Origin of the sequence: Bacillus sp. FSL R5-0523 (assembly GCF_037975295.1) — a bacterium.
Classification (GTDB): Bacteria; Bacillota; Bacilli; order Bacillales; family Bacillaceae; genus Bacillus; species Bacillus subtilis.
Genome location: NZ_CP150251.1, coordinates 684,300 through 702,675, shown reverse-complemented (window position 1 = coordinate 702,675; position 18,376 = coordinate 684,300). Strand labels below are relative to the sequence as shown.

General features: G+C 44.1%; 17 protein-coding genes and 2 riboswitches. Of the genes, 2 read left to right on the top strand and 15 right to left on the bottom strand.

The genetic code is table 11. From position 1 onward, the window contains the following. Positions 1–42: 42 nt before the first annotated feature. From purB to mneS, 15 genes are all read right to left on the bottom strand, one after another. Positions 43–1,338, bottom strand: a complete 1,296-nt coding sequence (gene purB, locus NYE53_RS03605) for an adenylosuccinate lyase (RefSeq protein WP_029726598.1) — start codon at positions 1,336–1,338, stop codon at positions 43–45. Then, positions 1,335–2,477 (bottom strand): 5-(carboxyamino)imidazole ribonucleotide synthase, encoded by a 1,143-nt coding sequence (purK, locus tag NYE53_RS03600; protein WP_123374304.1) that lies wholly within the window; start codon positions 2,475–2,477, stop codon positions 1,335–1,337. The genes purB and purK overlap by 4 nt, the downstream gene beginning before the upstream one ends. Further along, complete coding sequence (gene purE / locus NYE53_RS03595; protein ID WP_120027858.1) at positions 2,470–2,958, bottom strand: 5-(carboxyamino)imidazole ribonucleotide mutase; 489 nt, start codon at positions 2,956–2,958, stop codon at positions 2,470–2,472. The genes purK and purE overlap by 8 nt, the downstream gene beginning before the upstream one ends. Before the next feature lie 141 nt (positions 2,959–3,099). After that, positions 3,100–3,201, bottom strand: a riboswitch (purine riboswitch). A gap of 79 nt (positions 3,202–3,280) precedes the next feature. Then, complete coding sequence (locus NYE53_RS03590; protein ID WP_003219403.1) at positions 3,281–3,478, bottom strand: NETI motif-containing protein; 198 nt, start codon at positions 3,476–3,478, stop codon at positions 3,281–3,283. After that, positions 3,478–4,032: a DUF5698 domain-containing protein gene (locus tag NYE53_RS03585; protein WP_015482896.1), complete on the bottom strand. Its 555-nt coding sequence runs from the start codon at positions 4,030–4,032 to the stop codon at positions 3,478–3,480. The genes NYE53_RS03590 and NYE53_RS03585 overlap by 1 nt, the downstream gene beginning before the upstream one ends. Before the next feature lie 213 nt (positions 4,033–4,245). Beyond that, positions 4,246–4,413 carry a Fur-regulated basic protein FbpA gene (locus NYE53_RS03580; RefSeq protein ID WP_003244066.1) on the bottom strand — a complete coding sequence of 56 codons (168 nt, stop codon included), beginning with the start codon at positions 4,411–4,413 and terminating at the stop codon, positions 4,246–4,248. Between the two features lie 158 nt (positions 4,414–4,571). After that, on the bottom strand, positions 4,572–5,375 hold the full coding sequence (locus NYE53_RS03575; RefSeq protein WP_339247316.1) for a hypothetical protein: 804 nt from the start codon (positions 5,373–5,375) through the stop codon (positions 4,572–4,574). 210 nt (positions 5,376–5,585) lie between these two features. Further along, the gene (gene pbuG, locus NYE53_RS03570) at positions 5,586–6,908 is read right to left on the bottom strand and encodes a hypoxanthine/guanine permease PbuG (protein ID WP_033883865.1); all 1,323 of its coding nucleotides are present in this window, start codon (positions 6,906–6,908) and stop codon (positions 5,586–5,588) included. A gap of 134 nt (positions 6,909–7,042) precedes the next feature. Next, a riboswitch (purine riboswitch) is annotated at positions 7,043–7,144 on the bottom strand. A gap of 147 nt (positions 7,145–7,291) precedes the next feature. Then, positions 7,292–8,758 carry a DUF4179 domain-containing protein gene (locus tag NYE53_RS03565; protein WP_339247313.1) on the bottom strand — a complete coding sequence of 489 codons (1,467 nt, stop codon included), beginning with the start codon at positions 8,756–8,758 and terminating at the stop codon, positions 7,292–7,294. After that, a complete protein-coding gene (locus NYE53_RS03560) occupies positions 8,740–9,273 on the bottom strand; it encodes a sigma-70 family RNA polymerase sigma factor (protein WP_101172015.1) in 534 nt (177 codons plus the stop codon). The genes NYE53_RS03565 and NYE53_RS03560 overlap by 19 nt, the downstream gene beginning before the upstream one ends. Before the next feature lie 110 nt (positions 9,274–9,383). After that, on the bottom strand, positions 9,384–10,925 hold the full coding sequence (gene guaA / locus NYE53_RS03555; RefSeq protein ID WP_003233970.1) for a glutamine-hydrolyzing GMP synthase: 1,542 nt from the start codon (positions 10,923–10,925) through the stop codon (positions 9,384–9,386). A 162-nt stretch (positions 10,926–11,087) separates the two neighbouring features. After that, on the bottom strand, positions 11,088–13,301 hold the full coding sequence (locus NYE53_RS03550; protein WP_339247306.1) for a DUF4129 domain-containing transglutaminase family protein: 2,214 nt from the start codon (positions 13,299–13,301) through the stop codon (positions 11,088–11,090). Positions 13,302–13,322: 21 nt separating this feature from the next. After that, positions 13,323–14,519: a DUF58 domain-containing protein gene (locus NYE53_RS03545; protein ID WP_339247304.1), complete on the bottom strand. Its 1,197-nt coding sequence runs from the start codon at positions 14,517–14,519 to the stop codon at positions 13,323–13,325. Further along, positions 14,519–15,481, bottom strand: coding sequence for a MoxR family ATPase (locus NYE53_RS03540; RefSeq protein WP_339247303.1), 963 nt, complete (start codon positions 15,479–15,481; stop codon positions 14,519–14,521). The genes NYE53_RS03545 and NYE53_RS03540 overlap by 1 nt, the downstream gene beginning before the upstream one ends. 149 nt (positions 15,482–15,630) lie before the next feature. Then, complete coding sequence (gene mneS / locus NYE53_RS03535) at positions 15,631–16,503, bottom strand: manganese transporter MneS (RefSeq protein WP_268556209.1); 873 nt, start codon at positions 16,501–16,503, stop codon at positions 15,631–15,633. Between the two features lie 74 nt (positions 16,504–16,577). Here mneS and NYE53_RS03530 point away from each other — a divergent pair, with 74 nt between their 5' ends. Further along, the gene (locus NYE53_RS03530; protein ID WP_032678949.1) at positions 16,578–16,865 is read left to right on the top strand and encodes a hypothetical protein; all 288 of its coding nucleotides are present in this window, start codon (positions 16,578–16,580) and stop codon (positions 16,863–16,865) included. Positions 16,866–16,902: 37 nt separating this feature from the next. Then, entirely contained in the window at positions 16,903–18,312 is a 1,410-nt protein-coding gene (gabP, locus tag NYE53_RS03525) for a GABA permease (RefSeq protein WP_339247298.1), read from the top strand. Positions 18,313–18,376: the final 64 nt, after the last annotated feature.

Genomic DNA, 18,376 nt, shown 5'->3' with positions numbered 1-18,376 from the left:
TTCAAACTGCGGCGGCTTAGAAGAAGCCGCTAAAAGCTTCTTCTATGCTAAACCTAAACGTTCAAAGATCAGATCAACATTTTTCAGATGGTAATTGTAATCAAAGCAGTCAGCAATTTTTTCCGGAGAAAGACGTGACGTGATTTTCTCTTCCGCTTCCACAAGTTCGCGGAACGGCACTTGTTTTTCCCACGCTTCCATTGCTTTCGGCTGAACTGTATCATAGGCTTCTTCACGTGTAAGGCCTGTGTCAATCAAAGCAAGCAGCACACGCTGAGAATAGATAAGGCCGAGAGTGCGGTCCATGTTGCGCTTCATGTTTTCCGGGAAGACCGTTAAGTTCTTCACAATGTTGGAGAAGCGGTTCAGCATGTAGTTCAGCGCAATTGTCGCATCCGGAAGAATAATCCGTTCTGCTGAAGAGTGAGAAATATCGCGCTCATGCCATAATGGAACATTTTCGTAAGCTGTCATCATGTAGCCGCGGATCACGCGCGCCATGCCTGTCATGTTTTCAGAGCCAATCGGATTTCGTTTATGCGGCATTGCAGATGAACCCTTTTGCCCTTTCGCGAAAAATTCCTCAACTTCACGTGTTTCACTCTTTTGCAGTCCGCGGATTTCCACAGCGAATTTCTCGATGCTTGTCGCGATCAAAGCTAGTGTTGCCATATAGTCAGCATGGCGGTCACGCTGAAGGGTTTGAGTGGAAATTGGTGCTGCTTTCAATCCGAGCTTCTCACAGACATATTGTTCAACAAATGGATCAATGTTCGCATATGTGCCGACAGCGCCAGAAATCTTTCCAACCTCGATGCCTGCTTTCGCTTGTTTGAAGCGCTCAAGATTACGTTTCATTTCTTCATGCCAAAGCGCAAGTTTCAAGCCGAAAGTTGTAGGCTCAGCGTGTACGCCGTGCGTGCGCCCCATCATGACTGTGTATTTATGTTCTTTCGCTTTTTCTTTTATAATGTCAACAAATCTCTCAAGATCCTTGAGCAGAATATCGTTTGCCTGTTTTAATAAGTAGGAAAGGGCCGTATCAACAACGTCAGTTGACGTTAAGCCGTAATGCACCCATTTTCTTTCTTCGCCCAGTGATTCGGAAACGGCGCGTGTAAAAGCGACAACGTCATGGCGCGTGTCCTGTTCGATTTCTAAAATGCGGTTGATGTCAAATGACGCGTTCTCGCGCATCAGCTTTACGTCTTCTTTTGGAATAACGCCAAGCTCCGCCCACGCTTCACAGGCAAGAATCTCTACCTCCAGCCATGCTTGAAATCTGTTTTCATCCGTCCAAATCGCGGACATTTCAGGTCTTGAATAACGTTCGATCATTCTGCTTGTCCTCCGTCTCTATTCATCCATTTATTTGTGATCTCCTGAATCCATTCGTCTTCAGGCTGCTTCATAAATGTAATATGCCCCATTTTGCGGCCTTTTTTGATTTCATGTTTCCCGTATATATATAGCTTTGCCTCTTTTAAAAGCACCGGGTCTTCCTCAACAAGCTTCACTTCATCGCCGAGAAGATTCACCATCATGCCCGGCTTCAGCAAATCTGTCTTCCCAAGCGGAAGCCCGCATACCGCTCTGATATGCTGCTCAAACTGGCTCGTCTCGCAAAGGTCCAGCGTATAATGCCCAGAATTGTGCGGTCTTGGCGCCAGTTCATTGACCAAAAGCTCTCCGTCCTCTGTCAGGAACATCTCAACAGCAAGCGGTCCGACAAGGCTAAGCTCATCTGCAAGCTTAACTGCGAGATCAGCAGCCTTCTGCTGAATCCCTTCCTCTACCCGTGCGGGCACGATGCTTTGGAAAAGAATATTGTTGTGGTGAATGTTTTCAGCTGTCGGAAATGTTGAAATTTCACCGTTTACCGATCTGACGACGATCACCGACAGTTCCATTTTAAAAGAAACCCAGCTTTCAAGAATGCAGGTTCCGTGTTCTAACAGAGCGGCTGCCTGCTCCATTTGCGCCGCTTCTTTTATCACAAATTGGCCTTTGCCGTCGTACCCGCCGCGGCATGTTTTCAGCACTGCCGGAAGCCCGAGCTCCCGTACCGCCTGTTTCAGTTCATCCTTTGTTTTGACGATGCTGTACGGTGCGACTTCACAGCCCGCGGATTGAATTGCTTTTTTCTCTGTTTCACGGTTTTGGGTAATGAGCAGCAGCTCACTTCCTTGCGGGAGATACGCATGATCTTTCAGCCAATGCAGCGCATCATAGTCGATGTTTTCAAACTCATATGTGATGATATCGCTGATTTCAGCCAATTTTCGAATCGCTTCACGGTCATTATAATGAGCGGTAATTTCGACATCCGCAACCTGCCCGCACGGCGAATCTTTCACCGGATCAACGACCGCGACTTTATACCCCATTTGTTTGGCGGACACAGCCATCATTTTCCCAAGCTGGCCGCCGCCGATAATGCCGATTACAGCTCCCGGATAGATGATTTGTTTAGACAAGCTGATCACTGCTTTCTAACACTGTCTGTTTTGTATTTTCTCTTCTCTCATCCAGCTTACGGGCAAGGACTTCGTCAAATGCTGACAAAATTTGCGCCGCTAACAGGCCTGCGTTCACAGCACCCGCTTTGCCGATGGATGTTGTCGCAACAGGCACGCCTCCAGGCATTTGGACGATGGAAAGAAGTGAATCCATTCCGTTCAGCGCCTTGGACTGAACCGGAACTCCAATGACTGGCAGTGTTGTTTTCGCAGCCGTCATCCCTGGCAGATGCGCTGCCCCTCCGGCACCGGCAATAATCACCTTGATGCCTCTTTCTCTAGCAGTTTCAGCATATTCAAACATGAAATCAGGCGTCCGGTGAGCGGAAACGACCTTTTTTTCGTACGGAACATTGAGTTCGTCAAGTATGTCGCATGCGTGTTTCATTGTCTCCCAATCGGAAGTGCTTCCCATGATGATTCCTACTAGCGGCTGCATTCTGTTCCCCACCTTCTAATGCTTTTGTTTTCAGAAAATAAAAAATACCCGCTCTGCATTGCACTTATGAGGAAGCAATACAAACCGGGCATGGTACATGTATCGTCAGTCGTTCGCTTCTGCGATATATCCATGTCAGTTTTATCGATCACTTTCCTGCATAGTCCGGCAATTTACGGTTGCCGGGTAGAAACTTATGGGCCATATTCCCAAGATTATATGAGGTCGTGTTTTGATTTCATGTTTATCTTAACAACGGACATGGATAATGTCAACGATATTATCGAACGATACAAAAATTCATTCTACTAATGTTCGTGTTTTAGATCAATTTCCCTTCAAATACGATTTTTTTCCCGCACGGAACGATCTGAATTGACCCATTTTCCTTTTTTTCCATAAAAATAGGCTCTTCCATTCGCCTTACAGGCAGATATCCTTCTTCTTTCATTTGCTGAAGCACCGCATCAATCGTTTGCTGCTCTGTCACTTCAAACTTTTTCTTCTTCGGCTTTGCCATTATTCTTTAATTCTCCTCTTCTTCACCGCTTTGACCCAGAAGCCGCCGTGGATTGTTTTTGGTTCGTACGCAATAATAAAGGCTTTTGAATCAAGTGTTTTAATCGTATCATATAGCTGGAGTTCATATTTTCTCGGCGTCAGGATCTGAAGGGCTGTGCGGTCGCCTTCAAGCCCGCCTGCCACCCAATTTGTCACGCCGTAGCCTTTTTCACGGAGCTGCTTCGGAAGATCAAGATCGAGCTCCTTCGTAATCACATTGACCATAATATAGCCAAGCGCCAATTTTTCTTCTATTTTCATGCCGACAATTACGCCAAGACCGTAACCGAGCGCGTACGCGATCACATTTTGAATCTGGTCTAAGTTATCGAGCACCAGACTCAGCCCTGTCACATAAACCAGTATTTCAATCGTACTGATGCCGGCCGCTAAATAACGCTGTCCTTTCAGCGTTAAAATCATTCTTATCGTAAAAAATGACACATAGACAATATTAATAATGAGAATTATGAGAACCATGGCTATCCCATTTGATAAGATGGTTTGCATCATTTTATTCATCCCCCTACTCTTCAGCTTGCACAAAGCATTCATATTCTACTAGAGAAATGAGCCGTTTACAATCAGCTTCGCCCGTAAGTTTAAGCAAAATATTTCGACATGCTTTTATGAGTTGAACAGTAGTAGTTTACCCTCTTTCTCGCCTTTTCAAAATCAAAACAAAAAAGCCCGCTTTTCAGCAGACTCACCTCTTTATATCTATTGTCAGATCTCTTTTTTCATTTTCTGAAGGGACTTGTATTCTTTCTCAAGCTCACTCAGCGTGTAGTCAGCAAGCTGTTCCCCTCTTCCTTGATAAAATTCCGAGAGCAGTAATTTGGTTTTTAAAAATTGCTTCTTTTGATTAATTGCTCGGCGAAGCACATCAGCCATGTCCATCATCCTCCTTAAACATAAAGGTTTTTGCGCTGGACGTTTTCAGCATTTTCCCCATCATACACGGGTTATTCCTACAAATCAACTATGTTTTTTAGATATATTTGTAAAAAGTGTGACATAAAAAAACCGGCTAGGATTAGCCGGTTTTTTCATTAAAGCGGAATCAGCGACGCCGTAAAATATTCAGAAATGAACGGCCAAGTCACTGCTGTAAACAGCAGCGCTATCGCAACCACTGCAAATACACAATAGATATAATCAATTGGTGCATCTTGTGCCGCCTGGTACACACGCTGTACATACAGCGCGATGATAAAAAAGATGGAAAACAAGATCAGCACCGTAAACAGTACTGTCAGCATTGGGATATTTACGATCGCAAAGATCAGCCAAAGGATTGAAACAGCAACTACCGGTACAAGCAATGAACCCAATACGGCAGCCGCTTCTCTGAACGTCACCTTATGCTTCATCATATAGCGGGAGACAGCCCATATAGCAAAGACCATTACCGCAAAAAAGATCAGCAAATACACAAGAACAACTAAAAACCCGTCATAGAAAGCATGATGGCGTTCTCCGAAACCGAGCGGCCGATTCCAGCTTGCCTTTAACTGAAACCAATTCCCAATTGAAAAAATGATACTGAATATAAGCATTGAAATCAGACCGTACTTATAATGAGAAAAACCATCCGTTACGACAGTTTTTGCCGGAGATTTTAAAATCGAGAACGCAAAACCGCAATATCTGTTGATGGCTGCCCAAACAGACGCAAGCTTGTCTTTAACAGTTGATTCACCGCGTTCCTGGCGCGGTTTCTGCTTTTGTTTTTGCTTCTGCTTGCTTTGCCGGCTCGCCTTTCTGGACATTCTCGATAGCGGTTCTTCATCTGCATCTATTCTTTCACTCTGGTTAATTTCTTCTTCAAACGTTTCTTTTCTTTCTTCCGTCATGTCAGCAACTCCTATCAAAAAAATACGGCGGAATACCATTCAGCAAGAAAATAAAACACTTATATAAGGTACCGAAGCCTTCCTGAACAGTCAAGTCATTTCCATTTAAGTAAAGCATGGCGGCACATCTACATGACGGTATATCGTATGAAATGGTTTTATCTTTTGCAACAAAAAAACCAGCTGCCGGTGCAGCTGGTTTTTCAATTCTTATTTTAAGAAGATAAAGTACAGGATAAATACGACAAACAGCCCGTACATGATTGGATGAACCTCTTTTGCTTTCCCTTTGCACACCATTGTAATCGGATAGAAAATAAATCCGATGGCAATACCAGTTGCAATGCTGTACGTTAACGGCATCATGATCATGGTAAGGAAAGCAGGAACGGCCACCTCGAACTTATCCCAAGCGATTTTGCCAAGCGGCGCCACCATCAATGCACCAACAATAATAAGCGCCGGCGCTGTTACATTTGACGTAACGACTGATAGGAGCGGCGAGAAAAACGTAGCCAGTAAAAAGAGAATCCCTGTTACAATTGCGGCAAATCCTGACCGGGCACCCGCAGCGACACCTGAGCTTGATTCCACGTAAGAAGTTGTTGTAGACGTACCAAGCACGGCACCGATCACAATAGAAGATGAATCAGCTAATAGCGCACGCCCCGCACGCGGCAATTTGTTTTCCTTCATTAAACCAGCTTGTGTTGCCACAGCAACAAGTGTACCAGCTGTATCAAAAAAACCGACAAACAAGAATGTTAAAATAACGATCAGCATTTGTACGGAGAAAATATCCGGGAGGTGAATCCACGCTTGTCCGAAAGTCGGCGCAAGGCTCGGCACACTGCCGATGATTTGAGTCGGAACCGGGACCAAACCGAAAATCATGCCGGCAACCGCTGTTAACAGCATCCCGATAAACACGCCTGCGTTCACGCGAAGCACCATTAAAATAACTGTTACAATCACACCGAAAATCGTTAACAGCACAGGACCGCTGTGAATGTTTCCGATCGTGACGAGCGTAGAAGGGTTTGCAGTAATGATTCCTGATCCTTGTAAGCCAACGAATGTAATAAACAGGCCGATCCCCGCACCGACTGCCAATTTCAGCTCAGGCGGAATGGCATTGATGATTTTTTCACGAAAACCTGTTAAAGAAAGAGCAACGAAAATAAGACCTGAAATAAAAACACCAGACAAAGCTGCCTGCCATGAAATACCCATACCAAGGACAACAGAAAACGCAAAAAACGCATTCAGCCCCATACCGGGCGCGATGGCGATCGGATATCTCGCTATTAATCCCATTAAGATACAACCTGCTGCAGACGCCAGCGCTGTCGCCGTAAAGACCGCACCTTGGTCAATTCTCAGCGCCTCCGGAAAATCTTTCACGCTGTCCAAAGCAAGCGTAATCGGATTGACGAACAAAATATATGCCATAGACAAAAAAGTCGTTAATCCGCCAATGATTTCATTGCGATAGCTGGTGCCCAGCTCATCAAACTGAAAATACTTTTTCAAGCTATTTAACTCCCTTCACTCTTTGCTATTTATCCTGCCCTGAAATCGCCAAATAAAAAACGCCCCAATCATTTTGGGACGCTTGACTACAGACGGATTTCAGTTCGAATAAATAAACGTGTTTTATTTATATCAAACGAAAGAAATGTTTACGTAGTCAAGCCATTTACGGTAGCTTGGTAGAGACTTGCGAGCCATATTCCCGCGATTATACGAATTCATCTTATTTGATTTCTGTGTCTATTGTACCAAGTTCATTTTGAATTGACAATATAAACAACGAACATTACTTATTAAAAAAATTGGTTTATTCGTCTATTGACTAAATTGGTAACAATGATAAAAACCGTATGTATGGCAACATACGGCTTTTCAACTTATGATTATTTTTTTTCGGTAGGCTGACTCACCTGATGCACTGGTACAGTAAACGAGAATGGCTTTAGTTGAATCAGGTCATTTAAAACGCCTTTATCAATATACAGACCGTATTCATTAAACTCAAAATGCTTTAAAGACAGCTTATCAAGATAAGCGTCATCCAGTTCAAAAGTTGATACCATTTCGGCTGTGTCCATATTCTTCACTTCAGCTTTATTCCATTTCAAATAATAACCTTCTTCATAATAAGCCATTGGATCAGACCATGATTGCATTTTTTTCATATCACCAAGGCCAATCATTTCACCTATATTCACTAAGTCATCTTTTGACATATTTGAAGTATCAACTCCAGTGAAACGGTAATGTACCAATACTTTCCTCCCTTCTTGTTTAATGTTCTCGATTTCAATCCCTATGTTTTGATGTTTTGTTTCCGAAAGACGATACGGCATCCCTGCATTAAGCGGGACGATTTCACTACCCTCAGCCTCAGATCTAATATCTGCAATTAATGTTAGCTTTTTCGCTTTTGGATTAATTGGTGATTCTAACTGTGTTTGTCCTTTTGCTCTTACCGTTCTCTCGTTTACCTTTATGCGATCTCCAAGTTCGATGTTTGATGCTGACATCTCATATGTGTTTCCTAAATCATCTTTAACTTCGTTAATTTCAACCGTATCATGCTTTGCTATGCCTTGATAATCGATTGTAAATTGAAGGACAGATCCAAGTTTCCCGTTTTCCACTTGAATATTGGAAAATTGATAACGATTATGATAAGCCGATATAACTTTTGAGCTTTCTAAATAACCCGCATTCTTTTTGGTAATAGGCAGTTTGAATCTCCAATTTCCCTGTATTTCATTGATATGAGTAATTACAAAGGGCACGGTTTCCCCATTTTTTATTTCAGTACCATTTGTATAAATCCTTAATTGTCCTGCGTATTGCTTGTTATTTAATTTTTTAAGCATTAAGGAATCGTAGTTGATTGAAAAGTTGTCGCTATAACTCGTTTCGTCGACATCATACATGATCTCTTTTTCATCAGAGTGGAAGTTATCAACAGTGAAGTTATAAACAAGCTGTCCGGCATCGTAATAGGAACTGTTTACAGAAACAGTGATTCCCCTGGACTCTGCTTTTTCATTTAAAGCTGTGACCAAATTGCTTTTAAACAATGATAGACCAACTTTATCTTGAAAATCCTTATAAATTTGTCCGACAATGGGTATGCTTCCCATCGCTTTGTTTACAGAGGGAAGAAAAAGACCAGATGATAAATACAAAATACATACCACAGCAGCAATAGCCATTCCATTTGTAATAGTTCGTGCCCATTTAAAACGGCGCCTTGTGTTACTTTCATTTTCAGCACGAACGACAGCTTGATGTATTGCCTTTTTGAGTGCTTTCTTTGGCACTGCTATGTCATCATACATCTGCTTCATTTGGTGTTTGTCCATTTGTTTTGATCCTCCTTTTCCAGCTCCTGTTTCAATGCTTTTCTCGCTCTATGTAAATGGGTTTTAATTGTGCCTTCTGCCATTCCTGTTTGTTCAGCTATCATTGAAATCGAATAATCTTGAAAATAATAGAGCTGAATTGTTAACTGAACATGTTCATCAAGTGTATCCAGCGCATTGCGCAAGTCTATATATTCTTCAATATTCCTTTGGTCCGTGCCAGTGTCATGATGGCTTTCAAACGGAACTAATTCCCCCTGCTTTTTCTTCATTGCAAAAATTGAATTAATAAGAATTCGGGTGAGCCACGTTAAAAAATACTTTGGCTCTTTTAGTTTTTCTATACTGATAAAAGCTTTATAAGCTGTTTCCTGTACAGCATCAAGTGCATCTTCTTTATTTCTTAAATAGAGATAAGCTGTTTTATATAAAGTCTCCTGATGTGCAAGCATAAGCTTTTCAAAGGCCCGAGCATTTCCTTTTCTCGCCTTTGTAATCAATCTTTCTTCCTTCACCTTATCCACCTCCTATGTTGTTAGATACGAAAACTGTCGAAACGGTTTCAAAAAGTTAACAAAAAAAACGCCCCTTTTGAAAAAGGGACGTTTTTCTCATTGTTATTTACTTATTCCCACTCAATCGTCGCAGGCGGCTTACTTGTAATATCGTACACCACGCGGTTAATGTGCTTCACTTCGTTTACGATACGTGTCGAAATGACTTCAAGCACATCCCACGGGATACGCGCCCAGTCAGATGTCATGCCGTCGATTGATGTAACGGCACGGATTCCGATTGTGTAATCATATGTTCTTGCGTCACCCATAACGCCAACGCTGCGGATGTCAGGAAGAACAGTGAAGTATTGCCAGATATCACGCTCTAAGCCGTGATTTGCAATTTCTTCACGCAAGATTGCATCTGATTCACGAACGATTTCAAGTTTTTCTTCTGTTACTTCGCCAAGAACACGGATTCCGAGTCCCGGTCCTGGGAACGGCTGACGCCATACGATTTCATCCGGAATGCCGAGCTCTGTGCCAAGCGCGCGCACTTCGTCTTTGAAGAGCGTATTTAACGGCTCGATCAGCTCAAACTGCATGTCTTCAGGAAGTCCGCCGACATTGTGGTGAGATTTGATCGTTTGCGCCGTTGCTGTACCGCTCTCGATGATATCTGTGTAAAGCGTACCTTGTGCAAGGTAGTCGATGCCTTTGAGCTTGTCCGCTTCATCATCAAACACGTAAATGAATTCATTACCGATGATTTTGCGTTTTTGTTCAGGATCAGAAACGCCTTTTAGTTTGTTTAAGAATCGATCTTTTGCGTCTACTTTAATCACATTCATGTTAAAGCCTTCGCTGAATGTTTTCATAACACCCTCAGCTTCGCCTTTACGGAGAAGACCATGGTCTACAAAGATACAAGTCAGCTGGTCGCCGATCGCTTTATGAATCAAAACAGCAACAACAGAGGAATCAACGCCGCCGCTTAGCGCGCAAAGAACCTGTTTGTCTCCGACCGTTTCACGGATTTTTTGCATTTCGATTTCGATAAAGTTCTCCATTGACCATTCGCCTTCGCATTCGCAAACACCGAATACAAAGTTTTTCAGAAGATCATTGCCGTATTCAGAGTGGCGCACTTCCGGGTGGAACTGAACGCCATACCATTTTTTGTCCGCTTTGCTCATTGCTGAGTTCGGGCAGTGATGGCTTGTCGCGTCAACAGTGAAGCCTTCAGGAACTTCTACAACCAAATCGCCGTGGCTCATCCAAACCACTTGTTCGTTTGGAAGATCTTTGAACAAATCAGGTGTGCCTTCGATGCGGATATTTGCTTTTCCGTATTCACGCTGGCTTGCCGCTTCAACTTTACCGCCAAGGTAATGAGTCATCAGCTGCATGCCGTAGCAAATTCCCAAAACAGGAATATCAAGCTCGAAGATTTTCTCGTCACAGCGGAAAGAGTTTTCATCATACACACTGTTTGGACCGCCGGATAAAATAATTCCTTTTGGATTCATTTTTTTAATTTCTTCAGCCGTCAATGTATGTGGATGCAGCTCGCTGTAAACACCGAATTCACGGATACGGCGTGTAATCAGCTGGTTATACTGACTGCCGAAATCAAGGACAAGAATCATTTCATTCACTAACTTTGTCATGGTTGTCACCTAATCTCCTCTAAGTTTTTTGACACAGAAAAAAACGAGGACAGATATGAAGCTCGCTCCGCCCTCTTTGGCAAGGCCGTTTGCCGGAGTCAGGCCAACTCGCTCCCAGACTCCGATAATATTCACTAATTCTAACAACACGTTGATAAGCGGTCAAGACCATCTTCTTTTAATTAAATTTTCCCATAACTCTCTGGAATCATTCCAAAGCACTGAAGAATCTTCATTTCTGTAAAGCGCCCTTTCATAGCTTAATGTCAGCTTTGACATGTCTTCTATGTCGTATTTTTCATCGATTCGTTTTGCATAATCACGCAGCGTTTCACTGCCTCGTTTCGGCAGCCCTTTTCTCTTCAGTTGTTTCAGAAGCGCGTCATATGCCTCAAAAAACGCGTGCTGATCGCTGCGCCGCTTCAATTTCCTCACGGCGAAAACAGGAATCCATAACGAGCGGAAAACATACAGCAATACAGCTGCCACCAGGAGGACTGCAAGAACCGCAAGCGCTGCATACAAGCCCGCACCGGCATTGGTATGTGAAGCGGACGGCTTTTTAGAAACAGCTGGCTCCCGTTTTTCCTTTTGTTTTTCTTCTTTTTGCGGCTGTTTTTTCTCTTCTTTCTGTTTCTCTTGTGCTTTCTTCGGCGAGCTGCTGTTATCGCTGCCGGAGTCCTTTGTGTCAGAAGAAGTAAATTCAGCCGGATTTGTAAACCCTTTAGTCGGCTCAAATGTAACCCAGCCCTGTTCCGGGAAATACACCTCTACCCAGGAATGGGCATTGTTATTTGTCACTTCATAAATGCTGCCATTTTTGTTCCCTGCTTCTTTGTATTCGCCGGACGTATAACCCTTTACCCAGCGGGCCGGAATGCCGGCCGAGCGCAAGAGCACCACCATGGCGGAAGAAAAGTTATCACAATAACCCATTTTCGTTTCAAAGAGAAATTGATCGACATAATCTTCATCATTCTTAGGAATGGTCACGTTTTCTGTTTCATAGGTGAACGCATTTGACCCTAAATAGTCCTCAACCGCTTTCACCTTATCAAACATATTGTCGTGATCCTGAGTCAGTTTGATCGCAAGGGTTCTCACCCGCTCTGGCAGTGAATCTGGAAGCTGCATGTAGCGATCGCTGAATGTGTACTCCTCACTGTTTTTTCTCACTTTTACCTTTCTCAGTTCATCCAGCTTATAGACCGGGGAATTGTACGTTACAGTATAATTCCCCATATTTCTGATTTCACCGGCTTGTTCACTGATCGGAGAAATTTGCTCCGTGTTGCCGTTCATTTCAAGTGAGACAGCCTGCTTTGGCTGAATGGTTTCCGCACCAATCGGATACATCAAATGGTTATACCCGTAGTGCTTATCGACTTTTACACGGACGGTGCGGCGCTCTGTCGCAACCTTATGGTCAAACCACAGATTTTCAACTTTTCCATTGCTAAGCTGATACGACATGCCTGTGTCTGTTTCAATCCAGCCTTTTCCGGTATACGTGTCCTTCGTTTCCACACGGAAATACGTACGCTCTTTTCCCTGCCATGTAAAAACAGGTGTAGCATCCTGCTGGAACGGGCCGCCGAGTGATTCATCATGATTCCCGTATCCGATTTTGCTTTCCCCTGCAGACACGCGGTCTTGATGAGTGATTTTTTTAAGAAAAGGCACCGGATCAGGCCAGGCCGGCTCTGATTTTGGAGCGGCGAGTCCGAATCCCGTTGCAGCCAAAACCAATACAGATAAAGGAAGAAACCATTTCAGGACAGATGTTTTTGGCAGTGTGATTCTTTCCATCAGCTTAATGCGTTCCAAGTATAAAAGGCCCAGCATAAAGAAGCCGATCAGCACGATACGGATGACGGCAAAAGTGGCATCATATGGCGTAAAGGTATCAAGAATCGTAATATACGCTACTGTCATCAAAAAGAAAAACAAAATTCTTCTCTGGTAAATCACCCAATAATGCAGGAGATAGACCAGCAGCCACAGCAGCACAAAAAACAGCAGGGTCCGAAATGAAGGAATCATGTCATTCCATTGCCCAGATTGAATCAGCGTGATATTCAGATAGACATCCTTCAAAAAAGAGCTGACCCAGCTCAAGTCGAATATAGATCCTTGATAAAACAGGATGTGTATCGAGATCAATGTAAATATGACACAAAAAGGAACGGTGACAAACCACCTCATCCTGAAAAAAGTCAGCAGAAACGTCAAGCCGATAAAGACACTAAAAAAGCCTGTATGTTTCGTTTCAGTAAAACTGTCAAGCGGCCTGAGCCACTCCCACAGCAATAAAAAAGCCAGAAAATAAAATAACAGCAAGCTCAAACGGCTTCCCTTGTGATCATCGTGCGGCATGTGAACCAGTCACCTCTCTTTCTAAACAACACGCGAAACTCGCCCGCCCCTCATGACCCGAACTCTGATTTGGCGTTTCATCATGCGTTCAATCATGGCATTTTCAGCTTGAGAGAGCTCAGCATCTTTCTCTTTTGCCAGTATCACCGTAACCCGGCCGCCTCCTATTTCTGCGAGGTGCAGCATATCTTCCGTTAACTGTCCCGTGACAACAACTTGATCAGCTTGGCGAACAGATGGCTTTCGCAGCTCTTCCCGTGCATATCGGCTTATCGGGTCTGCCGCATCACAATGAGCGATGGCTAAATGCCGAAGCATGTGCTTAAAATGCTGATCCCCTTCCTGAATAGGGAAAATGTTTTTTTCCTTTCCGATGGAAGCCAAGCCAGCACCCGCGCCGTTTTTTAAAACAGAATGAAGAATCGAAGCTGTCACTGAAACGACCTCTTCGAATGCGTCAGAGGAAAAACGGTCCATCAGCAGAAACAGATTTTTGCTGCGAGAAGGCTCAAATTCCTTCGTCATCAGCTGGCTCCGGCGCGCAGAGGTCTTCCAATCTAACGCAGCAAACCGGTCTCCCGGCTGATAATTCCGCACACTTGCTGCGACTGAGGAATGGTGCTGATGAATAGGAGAAGAACCGATTACACCGTCTTCCTGATGCCTCTCATTCACCTGATAGGAAAAACGCTGAAAGGATGGATAAACAAACAGGGTATCATCCAGCTCAAAAAATGCTGTTTTTTCAATCAAGCCAAGAACATCCCCGGTTCGCACCCTGACAGAATGAAAGTGATGCTCTCCGCGCGGTACCCGAGCTAATTCATACGACATCGTCATGCTCCGTTTAAACCAAGGAAAAACGAGCCGTTTGGCCGCGGCTCCGTCTCGATTTAATGACTCGATACCTTCTGGCAGGCAATCTTCAATCACCATATACATCAGGGGAAATGGCAGCTTTCTTCTCAGCGTAACCGTTACGCCCAGCCTGTCCCCCGCATGCAATTGTGTTTTATCCATTTGCCTCGAAGCCTGAAAAGAACGGAGCGGATACAAGGCCAACAGCCCGGCATACAAGACAAAAGGGAGAAACGCGTAAAACAAAAACCAGCTGACAAAGCCGCCCTGAAACATCGCATAAGAAAAAACAGCAGCCGTCAATAAAGTTAATATAATCAGCTTCCAACCATAAACGAGCCATTGCCATTTCTTATTCATCAGCGGATCGACGACCTTTGAACCGGCACCTTCACAGCTGACATGATCTCCCTTACGATCGCTTCTGCCTGAATCCCTTCAAATTTTGCCTCAGGATGAAGCATCATCCGGTGCGGCAGCGTGAAAGGAGCTAAATATTGAATATCATCCGGTATGACATAGTCGCGATGATGCAGCAGCGCGTATGCCTGTGCCGCTTTCATGAGGGCGATTGAGCCGCGCGGACTGACGCCTAATTGAACAGAAGGATGCTGTCTCGTTTTCTGCACAATTTCAACGATATATTCCTTAATGCTGTCATCAGCACGGACATTTTGCACTTCCCTCTGTAAAAAGATGAAGTCTTCTTTTGCAATAACCGGCTCAAGCGTCTCAATCGGATGGCTTTTTTCCTGAAGAGATAAGACGTCAAGCTCTTCATTAAAGGACGGATAACCCATCCGAAGTTTGAATAAAAAACGGTCAAGCTGAGCTTCCGGCAAAGGATAGGTCCCTTCATATTCGACCGGGTTTTGCGTTGCCATCACAAAAAACGGATCGGCAAGCTGCATCGTATGGCCATCTACCGTGACGCTCCCCTCTTCCATCGCTTCGAGCAAAGCCGACTGTGTCTTCGGAGAGGTACGGTTGATTTCATCTGCCAGTACGATATTTCCCATAATCGGGCCGGGACGATATTCAAATTCCATCGTTTTCGCATTATAGATAGATACCCCTGTTACATCAGATGGCAGCAAATCCGGAGTGAATTGGATTCTTTTGAAATCGGCGCCGATTGACTTTGCCAGCGCGCGGACCATCATCGTTTTTCCGACTCCGGGTACATCCTCAAGCAGCACATGCCCTTTGGCAAGAAGGGCTGCTAAGCTGAGTATGGCGATGTCTCGTTTTCCAACCATTACTCTATTAATATGTTCAACTGCTTTCCCCAGCAAAGGATGCAGTTCTTCTTGATATGCCATTCTTTTCCTCCTAGTCATCTACAAAATTCATCATAATGTAACCTAACTTTACCACAAAAAGCAATCTGTATAAAAAAACGATTCTAGCAAATTGTTTCCAATAAAGCTGGCCAAAACACACAAAAAAGCTTCCTGTGCAGGAAGCTCAATTATTTGTGTTCTAAAGGCTCCATATGAACATGCGAATAATCAATCGCATGCTCCTCCTTCATTCTCCGCTCAATTTCATTGGCTATATCGTGGCTTTCCGTAATATTTAAATCTGCCGATACCTCAACCACCACATCAACATGAACCGTACTGCCCAAGTATCTTGCTTTTATGTCTTTTAAACGGCTCACACCGGAGATTTTTTCGATTGTTTGTTTATAAGCGGAAATGTCTTTTATGTCGAATCCATCTGTCAAAGAGTGAGATGACTCTTTAAAGATATCCCATGCGGTCTTGCAAATAAGCAGACCGATCACAAACGCAGTGACCGTATCAATCCAAGCAAGATGGAATTGAGCAGCCACAATGCCGATAAATGTGCCGATACTGACGAATGCGTCTGATTTATTATCAGCAGCCGCAGCAAGGAGCGCCTGGCTATTCACCTTTTTGGCCAGCCTTTTATTGTACCGGTAAACGATCAGCATCAGGACTGCCCCGCCCGCTGCCGTCCAGGCCGCAATCATATCCGGCGTCTCTTGTTTAGCAGAAAAAATAGATTCTCCGGCGCTGAACAGCACTTGCAGTCCGACAACCATCATAATAAACGATGCGATAAGCGATGCAATCGTTTCCGCTCGAAAGTGGCCGTATGGATGATCTTCGTCAGGAGGCTTTTGAGAGATGCGCAGGCCAATCAGCACAGCAACAGAAGCAATAATGTCAGTTGTGTTATTTAACCCGTCTGCGGTAAGTGCTTCCGAGTGAAAAAGATAACCGATGATCAGTTTAATTGCGGAAAGAACAAGATACGCGGCAATGCTGACCAGCGCTCCGGATTCTCCCTTTTTCAGTTCATCATATCTCTCCATACAAAACCCTCCTCCCCGCTCACATTTTCCTATTATTATCTTACAAAGCTGATCCGCAGTGGGTCTACAGAAACATGATTCACCCGCCACAGAAAAATAGTGACGATGGAACACTTTTTCTCTCATCCAATTTATTTGCTCCGCCAAAAAGCCCATCAGATCCAATGACACCAGCGCTTCTCGCATTCTATCGAATTGTAAATAGTACACAAAATCACACAGCAAATAAAAAACGAAACATTTTTTCCACACATTCGCTGAAAGCGCAAACAAAACACTACAAATTTGAAATAAAACGTTATATTTTCTCACATGAATTTTCGACAAACTGTATATTTATGATAGAGTTTCAATTATCATAATATTCAGTAATGATTGCATTTTAAAAGGAGGTAACTTATGAACCAATCTCAATCAGGATTAAAAAAGGAATTAAAGACCCGCCATATGACAATGATTTCGATTGCCGGTGTAATCGGAGCCGGCCTATTTGTAGGCAGCGGTTCAGTGATTCACTCGACCGGTCCGGGTGCCGTTGTTTCTTACGCGTTAGCCGGATTATTGGTGATTTTTATTATGAGAATGCTCGGTGAGATGTCTGCCGTAAACCCGACGAGCGGATCGTTTTCTCAATACGCTCACGACGCCATCGGACCGTGGGCAGGATTTACAATCGGCTGGCTGTACTGGTTTTTCTGGGTGATCGTCATCGCGATTGAAGCCATCGCCGGTGCTGGCATTATTCAATACTGGTTCCATGATATTCCGCTGTGGCTGACAAGTTTGATCTTGACCATTGTACTCACCCTGACAAACGTCTACTCCGTTAAGTCTTTCGGTGAGTTTGAATATTGGTTCTCTCTCATTAAAGTTGTGACTATCATTGCTTTTCTAATCGTTGGTTTTGCCTTTATTTTTGGCTTTGCACCGGGCAGTGAGCCAGTCGGTTTATCGAATCTTACAGGCAAAGGCGGATTTTTCCCGGAAGGCATCAGCTCTGTTTTGCTCGGCATTGTCGTTGTCATCTTCTCTTTTATGGGAACTGAAATCGTTGCCATTGCAGCAGGGGAAACATCCAACCCGGTCGAATCTGTGACAAAAGCCACCAGATCCGTTGTATGGCGCATCATCGTCTTTTACGTGGGCTCAATCGCCATTGTCGTAGCGCTGTTGCCATGGAATTCAGCAAATATTTTAGAAAGCCCTTTCGTCGCTGTACTTGAGCATATAGGAGTGCCGGCAGCCGCACAGATTATGAACTTTATCGTCCTCACAGCCGTACTCTCTTGCCTGAATTCAGGTTTGTATACCACATCCAGAATGCTGTATTCACTTGCAGAAAGAAACGAAGCGCCGCGCCGTTTTATGAAATTGAGCAAAAAAGGCGTTCCCGTACAAGCCATTGTGGCCGGGACATTTTTCTCTTATATCGCGGTCGTAATGAACTATTTTTCACCGGATACCGTCTTTTTATTCTTAGTCAACTCATCAGGCGCAATCGCTTTACTCGTCTATCTTGTCATCGCAGTTTCCCAGCTGAAAATGCGGAAAAAACTCGAAAAAACAAACCCAGAAGCATTGAAGATTAAAATGTGGCTCTTCCCTTTCCTAACCTACTTGACCATCCTCGCCATTTGCGGAATTTTAGTGTCCATGGCGTTTATTGATTCAATGAGAGACGAGCTGCTGCTGACAGGCGTCATCACGGGAATCGTTCTGATTTCTTACCTTGTGTTCAGAAAACGCAAGGTGAGCGAGAAAGCGGCTGCCAACCCAGTCACACAGCAGCAGCCCGATATCCTGCCTTAATGCTGATCAAATCCTAAACGGCCTGCCGTTTAGGATTTAGTTATTTTCTTCTTCGGGCGGTCTG